Annotated in this window: 18 protein-coding genes; 13 read left to right on the top strand and 5 right to left on the bottom strand. The window is 71.1% G+C overall.

Features of this window, described 5'->3' with window-relative positions:
* The first annotated feature begins 10 nt into the window (after positions 1 to 10).
* The 3 genes from KBX08_RS29625 to KBX08_RS29615 all read left to right on the top strand — a co-directional run bounded on the left by KBX08_RS29625 (position 11) and on the right by KBX08_RS29615 (position 3,705).
* Complete coding sequence (locus KBX08_RS29625) at positions 11 to 130, top strand: SapB/AmfS family lanthipeptide (RefSeq protein ID WP_013734295.1); 120 nt, start codon at positions 11 to 13, stop codon at positions 128 to 130.
* A gap of 72 nt (positions 131 to 202) precedes the next feature.
* Positions 203 to 1,930 carry an ABC transporter ATP-binding protein gene (locus KBX08_RS29620; RefSeq protein ID WP_210786728.1) on the top strand — a complete coding sequence of 576 codons (1,728 nt, stop codon included), beginning with the start codon at positions 203 to 205 and terminating at the stop codon, positions 1,928 to 1,930.
* Positions 1,927 to 3,705, top strand: a complete 1,779-nt coding sequence (locus KBX08_RS29615) for an ABC transporter ATP-binding protein (protein WP_210786726.1) — start codon at positions 1,927 to 1,929, stop codon at positions 3,703 to 3,705. Before KBX08_RS29620 ends, KBX08_RS29615 begins: the two co-directional genes overlap by 4 nt.
* 29 nt (positions 3,706 to 3,734) lie before the next feature.
* On the opposite strand, the gene KBX08_RS29610 is transcribed toward KBX08_RS29615, so the two are convergent.
* From KBX08_RS29610 to KBX08_RS29595, 4 genes are all read right to left on the bottom strand, one after another.
* A complete protein-coding gene (locus tag KBX08_RS29610; protein ID WP_210786724.1) occupies positions 3,735 to 4,319 on the bottom strand; it encodes a response regulator transcription factor in 585 nt (194 codons plus the stop codon).
* Between the two features lie 118 nt (positions 4,320 to 4,437).
* Entirely contained in the window at positions 4,438 to 5,046 is a 609-nt protein-coding gene (locus KBX08_RS34810) for a response regulator transcription factor (protein ID WP_210786722.1), read from the bottom strand.
* 203 nt (positions 5,047 to 5,249) lie between these two features.
* Positions 5,250 to 6,299 (bottom strand): hypothetical protein, encoded by a 1,050-nt coding sequence (locus KBX08_RS29600; protein ID WP_210786720.1) that lies wholly within the window; start codon positions 6,297 to 6,299, stop codon positions 5,250 to 5,252.
* A gap of 199 nt (positions 6,300 to 6,498) precedes the next feature.
* Entirely contained in the window at positions 6,499 to 7,638 is a 1,140-nt protein-coding gene (locus KBX08_RS29595) for a substrate-binding domain-containing protein (protein ID WP_210786718.1), read from the bottom strand.
* A gap of 399 nt (positions 7,639 to 8,037) precedes the next feature.
* On the opposite strand from KBX08_RS29595, the gene KBX08_RS29590 reads away from it, so the two are divergent.
* The 10 genes from KBX08_RS29590 to KBX08_RS29545 all read left to right on the top strand — a co-directional run bounded on the left by KBX08_RS29590 (position 8,038) and on the right by KBX08_RS29545 (position 18,478).
* Positions 8,038 to 10,059 (top strand): DUF2264 domain-containing protein, encoded by a 2,022-nt coding sequence (locus KBX08_RS29590; RefSeq protein ID WP_210786716.1) that lies wholly within the window; start codon positions 8,038 to 8,040, stop codon positions 10,057 to 10,059.
* A gap of 43 nt (positions 10,060 to 10,102) precedes the next feature.
* Positions 10,103 to 11,407 carry an ABC transporter substrate-binding protein gene (locus KBX08_RS29585; protein WP_210786714.1) on the top strand — a complete coding sequence of 435 codons (1,305 nt, stop codon included), beginning with the start codon at positions 10,103 to 10,105 and terminating at the stop codon, positions 11,405 to 11,407.
* A gap of 116 nt (positions 11,408 to 11,523) precedes the next feature.
* The gene (locus KBX08_RS29580; RefSeq protein ID WP_238689881.1) at positions 11,524 to 12,387 is read left to right on the top strand and encodes a carbohydrate ABC transporter permease; all 864 of its coding nucleotides are present in this window, start codon (positions 11,524 to 11,526) and stop codon (positions 12,385 to 12,387) included.
* Positions 12,387 to 13,283 (top strand): carbohydrate ABC transporter permease, encoded by an 897-nt coding sequence (locus tag KBX08_RS29575; RefSeq protein ID WP_210786710.1) that lies wholly within the window; start codon positions 12,387 to 12,389, stop codon positions 13,281 to 13,283. Before KBX08_RS29580 ends, KBX08_RS29575 begins: the two co-directional genes overlap by 1 nt.
* A 5-nt stretch (positions 13,284 to 13,288) precedes the next feature.
* Positions 13,289 to 13,966, top strand: a complete 678-nt coding sequence (locus tag KBX08_RS29570) for a hypothetical protein (RefSeq protein ID WP_210786708.1) — start codon at positions 13,289 to 13,291, stop codon at positions 13,964 to 13,966.
* 84 nt (positions 13,967 to 14,050) lie between these two features.
* Positions 14,051 to 15,238 (top strand): glycoside hydrolase family 88 protein, encoded by a 1,188-nt coding sequence (locus tag KBX08_RS29565; RefSeq protein ID WP_210786706.1) that lies wholly within the window; start codon positions 14,051 to 14,053, stop codon positions 15,236 to 15,238.
* A 45-nt stretch (positions 15,239 to 15,283) separates the two neighbouring features.
* Entirely contained in the window at positions 15,284 to 16,108 is an 825-nt protein-coding gene (gene iolB / locus KBX08_RS29560) for a 5-deoxy-glucuronate isomerase (protein WP_210786730.1), read from the top strand.
* An 89-nt stretch (positions 16,109 to 16,197) separates the two neighbouring features.
* Positions 16,198 to 16,587 carry a GntR family transcriptional regulator gene (locus KBX08_RS29555; protein WP_210786704.1) on the top strand — a complete coding sequence of 130 codons (390 nt, stop codon included), beginning with the start codon at positions 16,198 to 16,200 and terminating at the stop codon, positions 16,585 to 16,587.
* Positions 16,584 to 17,465, top strand: coding sequence for an ABC transporter ATP-binding protein (locus tag KBX08_RS29550; RefSeq protein ID WP_210786702.1), 882 nt, complete (start codon positions 16,584 to 16,586; stop codon positions 17,463 to 17,465). Before KBX08_RS29555 ends, KBX08_RS29550 begins: the two co-directional genes overlap by 4 nt.
* Complete coding sequence (locus tag KBX08_RS29545; RefSeq protein WP_210786700.1) at positions 17,462 to 18,478, top strand: ABC transporter permease subunit; 1,017 nt, start codon at positions 17,462 to 17,464, stop codon at positions 18,476 to 18,478. Before KBX08_RS29550 ends, KBX08_RS29545 begins: the two co-directional genes overlap by 4 nt.
* Positions 18,479 to 18,563: 85 nt before the next feature.
* Here the strand turns inward: KBX08_RS29545 and KBX08_RS29540 are convergent.
* A partial coding sequence (locus KBX08_RS29540) for a VWA domain-containing protein (RefSeq protein ID WP_210786698.1) occupies positions 18,564 to 19,511 on the bottom strand: 948 nt, incomplete at its 5' end.

Below are 19,511 nucleotides of genomic sequence, written 5' to 3'. Positions count from 1 at the left end.
GGTGAACGACATGGCACTTCTGGACCTCCAGGGCCTGGAGATGGCTCCGGCCGACCGCACCGGTGGCGGTAGCCGGGCGAGCCTGCTGCTCTGCGGCGACAGCTCGCTCTCCGTCACGACCTGCAACTGATCCACGCACACGTGGGGCCCTGGGTGGGTAGACGTGCCCACCCAGGGCAACCTCGTACCAACGGGAGGACCGATGCCGACGTTCGCCGTGGGGGACAGGCTGCTGCGGCAGACGGTCCTGGCGGGCGGCGGCTGGACCGCTGGACTCGCGGCGGTCGCGCTGCTCGGCGCGGCCGCCGAACTGTTGCTACCCGCGGCCCTCGGCCGCGCCGTCGACGCCGCCCTCGACGGCGGCTCCGCCTGGTGGGCGGTGTCCGCCTGCGCCCTGGTCGTCGTCCTCATCTGCGTCGACACCCTGACGGACCTGGCCAGCGGCTTCGGTGCGGCGCGCGCCACCGCCGGGCTGCGCCGACGCCTACTGCGTCACCTGTTCGCCGTGGACGTCCGCGTCACCTGCCGGCACCCGGTGGGTGATCTCGTCGGCCGGTTGGTCGGCCAGGCCGCCGACGCCGGACAGGCCGGCAACGCCGTGGTCCTGGCCATCGTGGCGGTGCTTCCGCCGCTGGGCAGCGTCGTCGCGCTCGCCATCATGGAACCGGTCCTCGGTCTCACCCTGCTCGTCGGTCTCGGCCTGCTCGCCGTCCTCATGCGCGCCTTCGTGGCCGACGCCTCGGCGGCAACCGCCGGGTACCAGCGGGTGCTCGGCAACATCGCCGGCCGGCTGTTGGAGTCGCTGACCGGTGCCCGGACCATCGCCGCCGCCGGCACCACCCGTCGCGAGGAGGACCGGGTGCTGGCGGCCCTACCGGAGCTGGACCGGCACGGCCGGCACACCTGGGGACTGCTGGCCCGGGCGAGTGCGCGCACCTCGGCCGTGGCGCCGCTGCTGAACCTGAGCGTCATCGCGGTCGGCGGGTACGCCCTGACCGCAGGCTGGCTCACGCCGGGTGAACTGGTCGCCGCCGTCCGGTACGCGGCCATGGGCGCCGGGCTCGGTGCAGTGCTCGCCACCCTGAACCACCTGGTCCGCAGCCGCGCGGGAGCACACCGGGTCGCCGAGCTGCTGACGCAGCCCGCCACGCCGGCAGGCGATCGGCCTCTTCCACCCGGCGGCGGCGCCCTGCGACTGCGCGGGGTGTGCGTGCACGCCGACGACGGCCGGCCCATCCTGGACGGCGTCGACCTGGACGTGCCGGCCGGCGCGACAGTGGCAGTCGTCGGAGCGTCCGGTGCCGGCAAGTCGACCCTGGCGGCCGTGGCGGGACGGCTGTACGACCCCGACGGCGGTGAGGTGCGACTGGACGGGGTGCCGCTGCGGGACCTCGACGCGGCGGCGCTGCGCCGGGCCGTCGGCTACGCCTTCGACCGGCCCGTGCTGATCGGCGCGACAGTCCACGACGCGATCGGCTTGGCGCTGCCGGTCGACGCGGCGGCACCGCCGGCCGATCGGAGCCCGGCCACCCCGGAGGTTCTGCGAGCGGCCCGGATGGCGGCCGTCGCCGACGTGATCGAACGTCTGCCCAGCGGTTACCGCACCCCGCTGGTGGACACACCGCTGTCCGGGGGTGAGAACCAACGCCTCGGCCTGGCCCGCGCGTTCGCCGCCGAACGCCTGCTCATCCTTGACGACGCGACGTCCAGCCTCGACACCGCTACCGAACACCGGATCACCGAGGCGGTTCTCGGGAGCGCCGGGGGGCGTACCCGACTGGTGGTCACCCACCGGACCGCGGCGGCCGCGGCGGCCGACCTCGTCGCCTGGCTGGACGGCGGTCGGCTGCGTGGCCTGGCACCGCACCGGCAACTGTGGGCCGACCCGGACTACCGTGCCGTCTTCCAGCCTGCCGACGGTGGATCGTGAGCCGTCCCGGCGTACGTCGGGTGACCTGGCGGGCGCTGCGCGCCAGTCGGCGGGAGCTCGCCGGGCTCGGCGGCTGGTCGCTTGTCGAGTCGCTGCCCGCGCTGCTCGCCGGCTACCTGGTCGCCCGCGCCGTCGACGAGGGTTTTCTGGCCGGACGTCTGCTCAACGGCCTGGCCTGGTTGGGGGTCCTCGCCGTGGCCGTACTGGTCGGCGCGGCGGCCACCGGTCGGACGTACCGGAGCCTCGGCGCCGTGGTCGAGCCGTTCCGCGACGAGGTGGCCGCCCAGGTGATCCGCGGCGCGCTACGCGACGCCACCAGGACGGGTGGCCGCCCGGACAGCGCCGCCGTGACCCGGCTGACCCACCAGATGGAGATCGTCCGCGACACCTTCGCCGGTCTGCTGATGGTGACCCGCGGTTTCCTCTTCTCCGCTGGCGCGGCCCTGCTCGGCCTGCTCGCCCTGGCGCCGGTGGTGGCGGCGCTGGCGGTCGCGCCGCTGGTCGCCGGTCTGGTCGTGTTTCTCGCCGCGCTGCCGGCGATGGTCACGCACCAGCGCGCCTACGTCCGGGCCGGTGAACAACTCGGCCAGTCGGCGGCGACCGCGCTGGCCGGTCACCGCGACGTGCTGGCCTGCGGCGCACAGACACGCGTGGCGGCGGAGGTGGCCCGCTGGGTGTCGGCGCAGGCCGCCGCCGAACGCGTGCTCGCCCGGATGGCGGCGATCCGCAGCCTCAGCCTCGGCATCGGCGGCTGGCTGCCACTGCTGGTGCTGATGGTGGCCGCCCCGTGGCTGGTCGAGCGTGGTCTCACCGCCGGCGCGGTGCTGGGCGCGCTGATCTACGTCTCCACCGGGCTGCAACCCGCCCTGCACACACTGGTGCAGGGTCTCGGCGGCGGCGGGCTCCGCTACGCGGTCACGCTGGAGAACATTCTGCGCACCTGTCCGGTCTCCGACGACCAGCGCCCGCCGGCCCTCGCCGCCCGGATGCCCCGCCGCCGACCACCCGCCGGTCCGGCCGGTCGCCCGCCAGCCCTCGAGGTCCGGGGACTGACCTTCGGCTACGGCCCGCACGCCCGGCCCGTCCTGCAGAACTTCTCGCTGACACTCGTCGACCGGGACCATCTCGCCGTGGTGGGCCCGAGCGGTGCGGGCAAGTCCACCCTGGCCGCCCTGATGGCCGGTCTGGTGCCGCCGCAGGCAGGCACCGTCCACCTGGCCGGCACGAGGGTCGCCGAGGTCGAGCCCGCCGCTCTCGCCCGGATGCGAGTGCTGGTGCCCCAGGAGGCGTACGTCTTCACCGGCAGCCTCGCCGACAACCTCCGCTACCTCCGGCCGGACGCCGACGATCACACGCTGGAGGTCGCCCTCGACACGCTCGGCGCGCGTCCCCTGGCGACCCGCCTGGGCGGCCTGGGCGCGCCGGTCGCGCCGGCCCTGCTCTCCGCCGGCGAGCGGCAGCTCATCGCGGCTGTCCGGGCCTGGCTGGCACCCGCCCCGCTGGTGGTCCTCGACGAGGCGACCTGCCACCTGGACCCGGTGCTGGAAGCGACGGTCGAGGCCGCCTTCGCCCGGCGGCCCGGCACCCTCGTGGTGATCGCGCACCGGATCAGTTCCGCGCTTCGGGCCGCACGGGTGCTGGTCCTCGACGGCGACGAGCCCGTGGTCGGGACGCACGAACAGTTGATGGCCCGCTCGGCCACCTACCGGGTGCTCGTCGGCTGCTGGGACGACCCGGTGGTGCCGTCCCCGGCGGTGTCGACGCGTCAACGCTGAACCTCGCACATGCACGCCGACGGCGCCGGTCAGATCCAGCCCGCCTCGCCGGCCATCCGCACGGCCTCCACCCGGGTACGCGCACCCACCTTGCGCGCGATCCGCCCGAGATGGTTGCGCACGGTGCCACGGGTGAGCCCGAGCGACACCGCCACCTCGGCGACCGGCGCACCCGCGGCCGTCAGCCTCAACACCTCCGTCTCACGGCTGGTCAGTGGGCCGTCCGAGCGCAGCGCCGCGACGACGAGATCCGCGTCGAGCACGGGCTCCCGGCGGGCGAGCCGCCGGATCCCGTCGATGACCCGCTGGGGCGCGGCGTCACTGCGCAGGATGCCGACCGCCCTGGTCGGGCACAACATGCCCCGCAGTCGCCGGGCCCGATGCGGGTGGGCCAGCACCAGGACGGGACACCGGCCGAGACGGTCGGGATCGACTCCCTCGACGAAGTCGAGGTCGGCCACCACCACGTCGGGGCGTTGGGCCCGAACGGCCGCGGAGACCGCGTCACCGCGATCCACCTCCGCCACGACACGGATGTCCTCCTCAGCGGCGAGGACCAACGACAGCGCGCCCAGAACCAGGGCACCGTCCAAGGCGAGCAAGGTACGGATCACGATGAACCTTCCCGCACTCCGATGGTGATCACACAACGTCAACATTCAAACACGCATCCGATGGGACCGCACGGCGACGGGGCGGGTCCGGAAACTCCACCGGGCCCGCCCCCAACGGTCACAGCCAGCCGTTACGCCGCGCGCGCGACACCGCCTCCAACCGGTTGCGGGCCCCGGTCTTGCGCAGAATCACCGACAGGTGATTGCGCACCGTCCCGTGTGCCAGGTAGAGGCGTACGGCGATCTCCTTCAGGGGCAGGCCCTCGGCCGCCATCCGCAGCACGTCCATCTCCCGAGGCGTCAACGGCATCTCCGGGGGACTCAGCACCGCGATCGCCGCAGCCGGGTCGATCGCCCGTTCCCCGGCCGCGAGCGCGCGGATCGCCCGCACCAACTCGGCCAGCGAACTGTCCTTGCCGACCAGGCCGCGCGCGCCGGCTGCCAGCGCCGCCTCCACCAGCGCCGGGCTCCAGCGAGGGCTCATCGCCAGCACGGCGGCGTGCGGCGCCTCGACGTCGATCCGGGCGACCACCTCCACCGGGTCAGGCAGCTCCGGCGTCAGTGCCAGCACCACCACCTGCGGTCGGCACCGCCGGACCACAGTCAACAGTTCACCGACACCCTCGACGTCGGCGACCACCTCCATGTCCTCCTCGCGTGACAGCGCGGCGCAGAGCGCTCCGCGGAGCAAACCCATGTCCTCGGCGACGACAACGTGGATCACCACGTTTTCTCCGATCTCCGATACTCGTCACGACGGCCACCGATCCCGGAACATCCACGGGTTGGTCAGGGCGGTCGTGCGCTACAGACGGGTGGGCATCGGCCCGCGACACCGTCACGGTGGACGGGCACGGGCACTGATCGACCGACCAGCCGGGTGGAACAGGCCGGCCGCTCGGGCCAGCCGCCGGGGTCGGTCGACCCGCCTCAGCCTGGGCGGGCGATCCCAGCAGGAGTTCGGCTCGCGACCAGAAGCCGCACGAGATCGCAGCGTTGCCCGGCACCGAGGTGGGACTGCCGGTCGAGTGGCCGGACCAGCCCCGGCCCGGGCGTCGATCCATTGTCGACGCAGCCGGCGTCCTGGTCGGCGGGCGCGACGGGCTGGCCAGGAAGGACAGCCCGCGCGCTCACCGGTACCGGGCGTGCGGCGAGGTGCGCCGTCGGGGCCGCGGCACGCGTGGGGCCGACGACGGACATTGGCGGTGGCGCGGCTGGGGCCGGCGGCGCGGCGACGCGTACGGGGGCCGGCGCCGGCCCCGCCGGTGGCGTCGGCACTGTCGGTACGGCAGCCGGCTCGGTCACCGACACGGCGGCTGGCCCGAGCGCTGGGGGAACGGGCAGTGCGGGTGTCGCCGCCGGAACGACCACCGGGCCGAGAACGGGCGGTAGAACGGCATCGGTGACCCGGAGGAGCGCCACGACGACGGGCCTGATCGGCACCGTGCTCACGATGTCGACGACGTACGGCAGGGGAGCGGTGACCAGGCCGACCACGGGCGGACCGGCCGGCGTACGCACCGCCGACCGGTCGGGGGCGGCGGTGGTCGGCTGTCGCGGTGGATCGGCGGCCGGCAGCGACAGGTCCACCCGGTGAGCCGCGCGGGCCACGGAGGCCGGTCGGAGCCTTTCGTGCTCCGCCGTGCCGGCTGAGACGGATGCGCCGAGCCTCGACGCACCCGCCGACCGTCGAGGCTCCGTCGAAGGGGAATCCTCGCGGGGGGCGGCCACCGCGCCGGTGGGCGCTACCAGCGGGGCACGGGGCATGTCGTGGCGGCGGTCGTCGGCAGCCGCCGCTCGTTGACGGTCCTGGTCGGGGCGCTCGGCGACCGAGAGCCGTACGACCGACTCGACCAGAACGCCGATCCTCCGATGAGGCTCGTCGCCGGACCCGCTGCGCATCCCGTCGGCGGCGGCCGGCCCCTGAAACAGGGCGGCCACGACGAAACCGGCCCCGACGGCGACCGCGATCAGCGCCATCCGCCGGGTGAGCCTGCGCAGCCGTCCGGCCGCAAGCGGCGCGGACCGGTCCGGCGCAGACGCCGACGCGGTTCCGCTGACGGGACTTCGCACGCGGGCACGACCCCTTCCCTCTGGGTTGCTGACCCATGGTAGCGATGTGCTCACGTAATCGCATCCCGGTGGGCGCGCGCTCGTCGGCAGGATGCGGGAAGACCGCCTACGCGGGTGGCGGCGCGGTCGACCCCCGGATCCGCAGCGACGGGCTGATGACGATCCGGTGGGTGGGGCGGTCGGGGTCGGCGAGCCGGTCGGCGACAAGACGCACGGCGGCTCGTCCGATCGAGCGTCGCGGCGGTCGGACCGCTGTCAGCGGCGGGCTGAAGAGCCCGGCTACCTCGTCGTCGTACGCCACTATGGAGAGATCGCCGGGTACGGTCAGGTGCCGCTCCTCGCAGTGCTGCACCAGCGCGATCGCTTCGGCGTCGGCGTGCACCAGCAGCGCCGTCGTCCCGGTCGCCTGGCACTGGTCGAGGATGCCGTTGAGCACGGTGTCTCGCTCGGGTGACCGTGCGTCGGGTACCACAGCCACCACCGTCGCGTCCGAGTCGAGGCCGCACTCGGACGTGGCGTCGAGCCAGCCGCGCCGTACGTGCTGGCTGGTGGGGCTGTTGGCGTCGAGCACCAAGCCGACCTTGCGGTGTCCCAGCGAGGTGAGGTGGCGCACCGCCATGGCCGCACCGAGCGCGTGGTCGGTGACCACCGATTCCATGACGGCGTGGTGGCTGCCTACCGTGGCGGTGCGTTCCAGCAGGACGACCGGGACGCCGACGTCGTCGAGCCACTCGATGGTGCGCTCGGCGGTCGGTGTGTCCATGCTCGGCGCGATGATCAGCGCGTCGACGCCCATCCGCCCCACCATGCGGGCCAGTTGGGGCTGGTCGTCCTCACTGTCGTAGGACGAGCCGCGCAAAACCACTCGCATGTCCAGCTCGCGGGCGGCCCCCTCGACGCCGCGAGCCACGTCCGGCCAGTAGTAGTCCAAGGAGGGCACGAGCATGCCGAGGGTGCGCCCGACCAGCGGGTCCCGACCAGCGGCGGGCGGCTCGTCGGCTGCCGGGACGTCGTCCGGCAGGATCAGGGCGACCCCACCGTGAACCCGGCGAACCAAGCCTTCGGCGGCGAGCTCCGCAATGTCGCGCCGGATGGTGACCGGCGCGGCGCCAAGCACGTGGGACAGGTCAGAGATGCGCATCGAGCCGTCGCGTTGCAGGGCTGCCAACAGTTGCTGGCGGCGGGCGACCTGAAGCGGCCCTCGGGGGGCCTCCGCCGTGACGACGACGGGGCTGTCCTTGGTCATGGGGACCTCCGAGGAACGCTTCGTGCGGTGAAAGCTCTTGCGTGGTGCGGACGACCTCGCCGGCCGGGCCGAACGCGGTGACGTCGATCGCGAGCCGGATCGGCTGATCTCCCCATCCGACGAAGAGCATAGGAGTCGTGCTCCGCCGGGTCGGTCATGACTTCTCTGACGGTAGAGCGGTTGTGAACGATTGTGATCGTATCAGAGCGCTTGGCGCGTCAAGGCGGTGTTGTGCACGCTCTTGATCGGCTGTGTCCACATCGGTTTGGGAACGGCATTGACTCGCTCCTTTGTGAGCGTTTTACTTCGGAAACCCTGCGGATGCCTGCTCGTCACATTCATGGGCAACGCCCCGCTCGCCACAGTCGACGGAGACGGATCGATGCGACAGGACCACGGATGACGTCCGGGACGACGGGCCAGGTGGCGCCGGCGACCGACTCGGATGTCGCTACCGCCGCGACCTGGAGCCGGGATGACTGGTTGGCCCTCGCCGACCGGATGCTCACCGCCGCCCGGCCGTTCGCGTCGCCCGGACACGCCCTCGTCACCTTCCCCGGGCCGGAGGGCGGTTACGGGCGGGCCGTCGACGGACTGGAGGGTTTCGCCCGCACCTTCCTGCTGGCTGGTTTCCGCGTCGCGGGTGCCAGAGGAGTGGGCTTGGACGAACTCGTGGACTGGTACACGGCAGGCATCACCGCTGGCACCGACCCGAGCTCTCCAGACCGTTGGGTGCGCTTGGACGAGCACCCCCAGGCGAAGGTGGAGGCCGCCTCCATCGCGCTGGTCCTGGACATGACCCGCCCGTGGATCTGGGACCGACTGCCGTCAGTGGTGCGTGAGCGGGTGGTGGACTACCTGCGCCCGGCGGTCGGCGACGACACGTACCCACGGATCAACTGGGTCTGGTTCCGGCTGGTCGTACAGACGTTCCTGCGTTCGGTGGGCGGGCCGCACTCGCTCGACGAGATGAACGAGGACCTGACCACGCACGACGGCTTCGTCCGCGAGGACGGCTGGATGTCCGACGGGCCGCACCGTGCCTACGACCACTACGTGGGCTGGGCCCTGCACCTCTACCCGACTCTGTGGGCCCGGATGGCCGGCGCGGCGGACCTGGCCGAGCAGCGCCGCGATCGGGACCTGGCCGGCCTGGACCGCTTCCTGAGCGACGCGGTCGCGCTCGTGGGCGCCGACGGATCACCGTTGATCCAAGGGCGAAGCCTGACCTACCGCTTCGCCGCCGCGGCACCCTTCTGGGTTGGCGCCATCGCCGGCGTGCCCTCGGTCAGCCTCGGCCGGTTGCGCGGCGCGGCCACCCGCATCGTGCGTCACTTCGTCGCCAACGGCGCCCTGGACGAACGCGGCCTGCTCAGCCTCGGCTGGCACGGGCCGTGGCCGCGACTGGCGCAGTCGTACTCCGGGCCGGGCTCGCCGTACTGGGCCAGCAAGGGCCTGCTCGGCATCGCGCTACCCGCCGACCATCCGATCTGGACGACTCCCGAGGAGTCGTTGCCGGTGGACGAGCGCGATGCGGTGCGGGCGATACACGCGCCAGGCTGGCTGGTCTCCAGCACCCGTGCCGACGGCATCGTCCGCGTCGTCAACCACGGCACCGACCACGCCGTCGAGGGTGCCACCGTCTCAGATTCCCCGCTCTACGCCCGGCTGGGCTACTCCACCGCCACCACTCCGGTCCTCGACGACAGCGGCTGGGCCAGTCCGCTCGACCAGTCCGTCACTCTCGTCGACGACGCGGGCCGGGTCACCCACCGCGCCGGCATGCGCCTGCTGACCGTTCACGTCGACGTCGACGTCGACGTCGACGCCGACGGCGTGGGCGTGGCCGGGTCACGTGCCCTCGCCCACTGGGTCGACCCGGATCCGGGTTGGCGCGATCACGGCGGCGGCCGGGTGGGCCGGTTTCGACCGGCCGGGCACCTGACTGTGTATTCGCTGGTCCGCGGCCCCTGGGAGCTACGTCTGACCCGCGTCGACGACCTCGCCGACGGCATGGAGGCGGCTGCGCTGAGGCTACGGATCGGCGGCTGGGCCATTGCCGGGGATGCGACGGCCACCGCCGGCGGCGGTGTGGCGGTCGTGACCGCGGCCGACCTGACCAGCCGGCTCGAAAGCCTTCAGGGTGGCGGCACGGCCGGCGTCACCGCCGTTCCGCACGGCGGGCCCCTGGCGGGCGGGCTGGTCGTGCCTTGGCTGGACCACCCCGTCCGGCTGGGCGCATGGGCTGCCACCTTAACCGACCTGTCCAGGGTGCCGGTGGCCACGGCCGGGCAGGCATGCCAGGCCGTGGTCGACGAGGACGGCCGGGGCCTCCACCTGGCTGTCGACTGGCCCGACGGGATCAGTACGTCGACCCGCCTGGACACGGAGCATGCCAGGCCCACCCAGGCGTCCTGGTAGCAGTGCGGGCCCGTCCGGGCCCCTTGACCTGAAGGAGAAAGGGATGAAGCGTGCGATACCGGCCGTCATCAGCGCTGCGACGGCCCTGACGCTTGTTCTCGCCGGTTGCGGCGGCGGAGACGAGCCGGTCGACCCCAATGCCCCGGTGACCCTCACCCTGGCCGGCTGGAGCCTGTCGTCCACGCCCGAGTTCAAGACGCTCGCCGACGGCTTCAAGGCGACCCACCCGAACGTGACGGTGGAGCTCAAGGAGTACGCCCCGGGCAACGACTACGACACCCAGATGATCACGGACCTGGCCGCCGGCACCGCCCCGGACGTCTACGTCATGAAGAACCTCAAGAACTTCTACACGTACCAGAGCGGTGGTCAGCTGCTCGACGTCTCCGACGCCACCTCCGGTCTCGGCTCGAGCCCGGCGCTCGCGTCGTACCAGGTGGACGGCAAGGCGTACGCGGTGCCGTACCGGCAGGACTCGTGGGTGTTGTTCTACAACAAGGACCTGTTCGCGAAGGCGAAGGTGGCACCGCCGGACGGCAGTTGGACCTGGGACGACTACACCGACGCGACGAAGCGACTGCACACCGGGCTGAAGGGGGCCGGTTCGAACGCGACCGGGGCGTACCAGCACACCTTCCAGTCGACAGTCCAGGGATTCGCGCTCGCCCAGACCCCCAACGCGGACCTGCTCTCCGGGGACTTCGGCTACCTGAAGCCGTACTACGAGCGGTCACTGGACCTGCAGGCGGCCGGCGCGCAGCCGACCTTCGGCACCGCGAAGACCAACAAACTCACCTACCAGGCGCAGTTCGGCAAGCAGCAGTCGGCGATGCTGCTGATGGGCACCTGGTACGTGGCCACGCTGCTCAACCAGCGACAGAGCGGTGACGCCGACAAGTTCCAGTGGGGGATCGCCCCGGCGCCGCAGTTCGACAAGTCCACCACCGGCACCTCCGCCACACCTGTCACCTTCGGTGACCCGACCGGCTTGGGAATCAATCCGAAGATCAGCAAGTCCAAGACCGCCGCGGCGAAGGCATTCCTCCAGTACGCGGCCGGCCCGGATGCCGGCAAGGCGCTTTCCGGGATCGGCATCACCCCGGCCCAGGTCACCGACGCGGTCACCGCGACGCTGTTCGGGCTGGACGGCGTACCGCAGGACGACCTGTCGAAGTTCGCCTACGCCAAGCACACCATCAAGCCGGAGAATCCGGTGTCGAAGCACACCGCCGGCCTGCAGAACCTCCTCAACGAGACGCACTCGGCGATCCTCTCCGACAGCAAGGGCGTCGACGCGGAGCTGAGCAAGGCGCAGGCCCGCGCCAAGAACGAGGTCCTCAACCAGTGAGCTGATGGCGGGTCCGGCGCGCCTGAACCGCACGCCGGTCCCGCCACCATGCCGAACGCTCCCGGAGACTCCCTATGGCAACATTGCCGCGCACGAGACCCAGGAACCGGCGGCTGGTGTCGCGCAACACGGTCGCCGGCTGGTCGTTCATCCTGCCCAACTTCGTCGGCTTCGCCGTGCTCACCCTGCTACCCGTGGTCGTGCTGTTCTACGTGGCCTTCACAAACTGGAACGTCTTCGGGGTGGCCGAGTGGACCGGCACCGCCAACTTCCGGCGAATGTGGGGCGACGCGAGCTTCTGGACCGCACTGCGCAACACCGTCTACTACACCGTCTTCCACATCCCGCTGACCCTCGCGGCCTCACTCGGGCTGGCGCTGCTGCTCAACCGCAAACTGCGCGGAGTGCGGTTCTTCCGCACCGTCGCGTTCTTCCCCTACATCACCTCGATCGTGGCGATCGCGATCGTCTGGAACCAGCTGTTCAGCCCGGAGTACGGCCCGATCAACGCTCTCCTCGGCGCCGTCGGGGTGGCCGACGCGCCGGGCTGGACCACATCGTCGACCTGGTCGATGCCGGCCGTCATCATCGTCGGCACCTGGCGGTACATGGGTTACTACATGCTGCTGTTCCTGGCCGGCCTGCAGACCATCCCGGCCCAGCTCTACGAGGCGGCCGAGACCGACGGCGCCACACCGTGGCAGCGGTTCGTGCACGTGACCCTCCCCGGGTTACGGCACACCACCTTCTTCGTCACAGTGCTGCTCACCATCGAAAGCTTCAAGGTCTTCGACCTCATCCTCGTGATGACCGGCGGCGGACCGGGCCAGTCGACACTGGTGCTCTCGCAGTACATCTACCAGAAGGGCTTCGAGGAGAACCAGTTCGGCTATGCCTCGGCGGTCTCCGTCGTCCTGTTCGCCATCTGCTTCAGCATCACGGTCATCCAGTTCATGGTCAACAAGCGGAGGAACAGCTGATGACCGCTACCGACCTCTCCCTGCCCGCCCCGGCCGTCGCCGCGCCCGGCAACCGCAGCGCGCCCGGCCGACCGGTCCGGTCCCGGGGTTGGCGACTTGTCGGGTACGCCGCCCTCGTGCTCGCGGCGGCGGGGCTGCTGCTGCCGTTCTACTGGATGGTGGTGGCGTCGTTGAAGACCAACAGCGACGTCTTCACCATCCCGATCACCTGGCTCCCCGATCCCGTGGTGTGGCGAAACTACCTCGACATCTGGCAGCGCTCGGACATGACGACGTGGTTGGGGAACACACTGCTGCTGTCGGTGGTCGTCAGCCTCCTCCAGGTGGTGACCGGCAGCTTCGCCGCCTACGGCTTCGCCCGGGTCCGCTTTCCCGGCCGCAACGCGCTCTTCCTGGCGTACGTCGGGACGATCGCGGTGCCGTGGCAGTCGTACATGATTCCGCAGTTCATCCTCATGTCGAAGCTGCAGTTGTCGAACACGCTGTGGTCGATCGTCGCGCTGCAGGCGTTCGGCGCGTTCGGCGTGTTCCTGATGAAGCAGTTCTACGAGACGATTCCCGAGGAGCTCAGCGAGGCAGCTCGGGTGGACGGGCTCAGCGAGTTCGGCATCTACCGACGGATCATGCTGCCGCTGTCCCGGCCGGCGCTGGCCAGCCTGGCCCTGCTGACGTTCGTGACCACCTGGAACGACTACCTCGGCCCGCTTGTCTACCTGCGGAGTCCGGAGCTGCGCACCATCCAGTTGGGGCTGAACACCTTCGTCTCCCAGTACAACGCCGAGTACGCGCTGATCATGACGGGCTCGGTGCTGTCAGTGCTGCCGGTCGCCGTCATCTTCCTGCTCGGCCAGCGCTACTTCATCGAGGGCATCGCCTCGACCGGACTGAAGGGTTGAGGCCCATGCGTTCGCGCCACAACACCATCACCGCCGTCTTCGACGGGTTCTACGTCGCGCTCGTCACCAACCTGCTGCTGGTGCTCGGCTGCCTGCCTCTGGTGACGCTCGCGTTCACCACCGAGGCGGCCCGCTCGTGGCCGCTGTACGCGCTGACCGCTCCGCTCTGCGCGCCAGGGCTCTGTGCGGTCTTCGCGGTCATGTCCGCCTACTCGGCCGGCGACTCCGGCGGCGTGCTGCGCACCTACTGCCGCGCCTGGCGAGCCACCGCCCGGCCGGCGACGCTCTGGACGGCGGCGGCCATGGCCGCCCTGGTGGTGCTCGCCGTCGACGCCCGCGCCGCCTGGGGCCACCGCGTCGGGGCACTCGCCCTGCCGGTGCTGGCGACCCTGATCGTCCTCACCGTCGCCACCACGCTGCTCGGGCTGGTGACCCTCGCCGACCGACCCACCGCGCGGTTGCGTGAGGTGGCCCGTGCCTGCGTGTATCTGGCGGTGCGCCGCTGGTACCTCACCGCCGTGTCTCTGCTCGTCCTCGTGCTGCTCGCCCAGATCCTGGCGGCCCGCCCCGCGATAGCGCTCGGCCTCGCCGCCGCGCCACTGCTCTACGTCGTATGGGCCAACAGCCGCTTCACCCTGCGCGCCGCCCTCGACCCACCGACGACAGCACCCCAGACCACCTGAGCGCCACGTTCCGGCCACCGAGCCGGGACGCCGACGACACACCTGCCCGGCACCGGACCGGACCCACGAGGGAGAACAGCATCCATGACGGCGACCGACGTCCGTCCCAACTCCGACGCAGAAGCCACGGCGGCCGCGGTGGCAGCCGCGATACGTACCGTCGACGCGAACATCGCCACCTTCGGCGACCGGTACCCCGCGGACACCACCGACGCCAACCGCTACCCGCTCCGGCCACCGAGCGGAGACCAGCCGGAGGGCGCCAACGTCGGCTGGACCACCAGCTTCTGGCCCGGCATGCTCTGGTTGGCACATGACCTGACCGGCGACGAGCGCCACCTGCGGGCAGCGCTCTCCCACGTGGACAGCTTCGCGGCCCGGATGACCCAGGGCATCGACCTGGACACCCACGACCTCGGGTTCCTCTACACCCTCGCCTGCGTCACCCCGGCCCGCCGTACCGGCGACCCAAAGGCCCGAGACGCGGCTCTCGCCGCCGCCGACCACCTGATGACGCGCGTCCTCGAACCCGCCGGAATCATCCAGGCCTGGGGCGACCTGAACGACCCCCGCCAACGCGGGCGCACGATCATCGACAGCCTCATGAACACGCCGCTGCTCTTCTGGGCCAGCCAGAGCACCGGCGACGACCGCTACGCCGCCGCGGCCCGCCGGCACACCGCTCAGCTGCGCCAGCACATCCTGCGTCCCGACGGCACCACTTTCCACACCTTCTACTGGGACCCGGCCAGCGGCGCGCCGCTACGCGGCGAAACCGAACAGGGCCACTCCGACCACTCCTGCTGGGCGCGCGGGCAGGCGTGGGGCATCTACGGGTTCAGCCTCAACCACCGGCACCTCGGCGACCCGGCGTTGCTCGCCGCCGCGAGGACCTGCGCCGACCGCTTCCTCGCCCACCTGCCCGACGACCACGTCGCGTACTGGGATCTGGAGTTCGGCGACGGCAGCGGCCAGGAGCGGGACAGCTCGGCGGCGGCCATCGCCGCCTGCGGCCTGGTGGAACTGGCAGACGGCCTTACCGACGACACGGTCAGCGCCGACCGGTACCGGAAAGCCGCCGCCGAGATCCTGCGCTCGCTCATCGGCCACTACTCCACCGGCGGCCATCCGGTCTCGAACGCGCTGATCCTGCACGGCGTCTACGACAAACCCAAGAGCGTCGGCGTCGACGAGGGAACCCTGTGGGGCGACTACTTCTACCTGGAAGCCCTCACCCGCGCCACCATTGCGGGCTGGACCAGCCCCTGGTGACCGCCACGCACCGACCCGCTCCGCCCCGCATCCCGAAAGGTGACCATGGACTACCGCTACCACTGCTCTGTTCCCGCCGTCGACGGCCGCAACACGCTGCCCTTCAATCCCTGCCGGCTGCTGGACTTCACCCTGCTGCGGCTGTCGGCCGGCGAATCCTGGACCGGCGAGTCCGGTGACCGGGAGATCCTGGCCGTCATCCTCGGTGGTACGGCCAGCTTCACCGTTGCCGGCCGCCACTTCCCGCAGGTCGGCCAGCGTCCGGACGTCTTCTCCGGCAAGCCGCACTCCGTCTACATCCCGGCCGGCTCCTCGGTGACCGTCGAGGCCGTCACCGCCGTGGAGATTGCCCTACCCAGCGCACCCAGCGAGTTGGCCACAGACCCCTATGTCATCGCACCGGAGCAGGTCGTGGGCGGCCGCTGGGGAGCGGCAAACTTTGGCCGCACCTACCACCAGATCCTCACCGAAGTCTCCCAGCCGGACCTGCCGGCCCGCCGGCTCATCGTCGGCGAGACCTACACGCCGTCGGGCAACTGGAGCACCTACCCGCCGCACCGGCACAAGGTCGACGACCTGCCCGCCGAGGCCGCACACGAGGAGATGTACTACTACCGCGTTAACCCGGCGAACGGGTTCGGCATCAGCCGGGTCTACACCGACGACGGGTACGAGGAGAACGTCACCATCCGTGACCACGTGATGCAGATGATGCCCGAGGGGTACCACACAGTGGTCAGCGCACCCGGCTACACCACCTATTTCCTGTGGTTCCTGGCCGGCACGCAACGCACCCAGGGTGCTCGCGAGGACGCCGATCTCGCCTGGGTGGGCCAGACCGTACCGACCCTGCGGAGCCTCGGCCTGTAGTCACGCCGGTGGGACCCATCGCAACGAGCTAGCGGACAGACCCTCCATGGCCCTATTGTGCTAGGCAACTAGTGGAATGGGGTGGCGAGGTGATCGAGTTTCACCTGGACGCACGGTCCGGGGTAGCGCCGTACATGCAGCTCATCCGACAGGTACGGCACGCGCTCCGGCTCGGCGTTCTGAACGAGGGCGACAAGCTGCCCACAGTGAAGGAGGTGGTGGCCCGGGTCGCTATCAACCCGAACACGGTGTCCAAGGCGTACCGCGAGTTGGAGTACGAGGGCCTGGTCACCGCCCGGCCCGGGCTGGGCACGTTCGTCACCCGCACGCTGGTCGGCGACTCGCTGAGCAAGCACGAGCCACTGCGGCAGGGCCTGGCCCGCTGGCTGACCGAGGCACGGGAGGCGGGCCTGGACGACGAGAGCATCGAGGCGCTCTTCCTCAGCAGCTTTCGGACATTTTCGGAGGCCCGAGGATGACTAGCGCCCTGATTGCGGACGGTCTGACCAAGCGGTACGGGCGGCGCTCCGCACTGAATGACTGCACTCTGGACATTCCGGCCGGCCATGTCGTGGGTCTGGTCGGGCCGAACGGCGCCGGTAAGTCCACGCTGCTGCAACTGGCCTGTGGGCTGCTCGATCCGACCGCGGGGCGGATCGAGGTGCTCGGCGCGCGGCCGGTCAGCGGGTCGCCGCAGGTCGGGTTCGTCGCGCAGGACACCCCGGTCTATGCCGGCCTGACCGTCGCCGACCACCTGCGGATGGGCGCGCACCTCAACCCGTCCTGGGACGCTGCGCTCGCCGAGCGGCGCATCGCCCAGGTCGGCCTGGACCCGAAACAGAAGGCGGGCAAGCTCTCCGGCGGCCAGCGCGCCCAACTGGCCCTGACCGTCGCCGCGGCGAAGCGGCCCAATCTGCTGCTGCTCGACGAGCCGGTGGCGGCACTCGACCCGCTCGCCCGGCGCAACTTCCTGCAGGGGCTGATGGAGCTGACCGCAGAGCAGGGCATGAGCATCGTGATGTCCTCGCACCTGGTCGCCGACCTGGAACGGGTCTGCGACCACCTGATCGTGCTTGTCGCCTCCCGGGTGCGGGTGGCCGGCGACGTGGACGACCTGCTCGCCACCCACCACCGCCTGGTCGGCCGGCGGCGCGACACCACAGAGCTGGGCGTCGGGCGAGCCTTGGTCGAGCAGAGTCACACCGAGGTGCAGTCGACCCTTGTGGTGCGCAGCACCGCGCCGATCGTCGACCCGTCCTGGCAGGTCGACCGGCTGGACCTGGAGGACATCGTGCTGGCGTACATGAGCGGTGCCACCGGCGACGGTACGGGCCGGGTTCTGGAGGGGCAGCGATGATCTGGATGACCTGGCGGCAGTTCCGCACCCCGGCCCTGGCCACCGGCACCCTGTTGCTGGCGCTGCTGGGCGGTCTGGCGCTGACCTGGTCGGAGGTGACCGAGTTGGCCACGCAGACCGGATACACCGGCTGCCAGGGCGATGCCTGTCGTGCCGCCGCCGAGACGTTCCTCCAGGCGCTGCAACCGGGATGGGCGAGTGAGTTCCACATCGCCGCCATCGGGGCGCTCTACCTGCTGCCTGCCCTGGTGGGCATCTTCTGGGGCGCGCCGCTGGTGGCCCGGGAGCTGGAGTCCGGCACGTACCGCATGGTCTTCAGCCAGTCCGTCAGCCGCGGCCGCTGGCTGGTGGTCAAGCTGGCGGTCGGGGGCGGCGCCGCCGCGCTCGGTGCCGGCCTGCTCAGCCTGGTGCTGACCGAATGGGCGCAGCCGATCGACGGGGCCTCGGCGGACCGGATGAACCCGCTGGTGTTCGCGGCCCGAGGGGTCGTCCCGGTTGGCTACGCGACGCTGGCCTTCGTTGTGGGTGTCGCCACCGGGCTGCTGCTGCGGCGGACCCTGGGCGCGATGGCGGTGACCCTGCTGGTGGTGGTCAGCCTCCAGATCGCCGCGCCGTTCGTGGTACGCCCCTGGCTGGCCCAGCCGATCACCACTGTCACCCCTCTGACGTTCGACGGCGACTTCGGGATCTCGATGAGCCCCGACACCGGGCGGATGACGGTCCACGTCGAGCCCGACCGCAGGGGTGACTGGGTGGTGTCGAGCACCACGATCACCTCGACCGGAGCGGAGTTCACTGGTCCGGCCGATTTGACCCGGTGCGGACCGAGGGCGCTCGGCGGGCGCGAGGCGTGCCAGAGATGGCTGGGCGAGCAGAACCTCAGCCTGAAGGTGAGCTACGTGCCCGGCTCGAAGTTCTGGGGCCTGCAATGGCGGGAGTTCGGCGTGCTGATCGCGTTGACCGTCGTGCTGTCCCTGTTCTGTCTCTGGTGGGTTCGCCGCCGACTCGTCTGACAGCAGAGCCGGTGGGGGCAGGCGGAGCGCCTGGCCCCACCTGCCTGTCGGCCCGTAGCTACCGGCCAGCGGGCTCGGGGGAGGGTCAGAAGCTGCTGACCAGCTTCACGAACGCCTCGTCGATCTTGGTGGGGTCGGTGGCGTCGAAGGCCTTGCCCGACGATGCCTTGGCGATCCGGTCCAGGGTGGCGAAGTCCGACTCCCGGTCGAGGGCGATGCAGAATACCTTCACCGGACGCTGCGGGTCCAGGGCGACCTCGGCGAGCAACCGGGCCAGGTCGTTGTCCTTGCTGTACTCGTTCTTGCCGTCGGTCAGCACGACGATCGCGTTGATCCGCTGCGGGTCGTACCGGTCGAGCAGTTCCCGGTGTGCGGCCCGGACCGTCGCGTAGAGCGCGGTATCGCCAGCGACCTGCAGGCCGGCGATCTTGCTGTTGATCCGCTTCTGGTCGAACCCGCCGAGCGGGACCTCCTCCCGCCAGGGGCTCTTCGGCCGCTGCTGCGTCTCCGAGGAGAACGACCAGAGACCCACCCGGTCTTCGGTGTTGAGCAGGGCGAGGCCCTTGCCCGCCGCCGCCGCGGCCACCTGGAAACGGGTACGGGTGCCGACCATCGCCTCCATCGACCCCGAGGTGTCCAGGGCGATCAGGATGTTGGCCTTCTTGCGCAGGGTGCGCCAGCCGTCCAGCATCGCGCTGACCACCTGCGGGTCTGGTGGCTCGAAGTAGTTCAGCCCGCCGGTGGGCTCGGCGCCGACGCTGGCGAGCAACTCCGCCGAGGCGCGGCGCTCATGGTCGCGGAAGCCGAGGCGGGCGAAGCTCGCCTGCTGGTCACTCTCGGTCAGGAACTTCTGGAAGTCGGCCGCCGCCGCGCGTTGCCGCTCATCGGCGGAGGGCAGCACCACGAACGGGTGGTCCAGGTTGAACGTGCCCTCCTTGGGATGGACGGCGACCAGCGGGACGTTCGGCCGGCGGCCTCGCTCCTGCCCTTCCTGCCGAGGACTGAGCGCACCCGTGTTGTAGAGGTCCACCAG

The organism is Micromonospora sp. H61, from assembly GCF_018070325.1.
GTDB lineage: Bacteria > Actinomycetota > Actinomycetes > Mycobacteriales > Micromonosporaceae > Micromonospora > Micromonospora salmantinae.
This window is presented reverse-complemented; position numbering and strand designations above follow the sequence as displayed.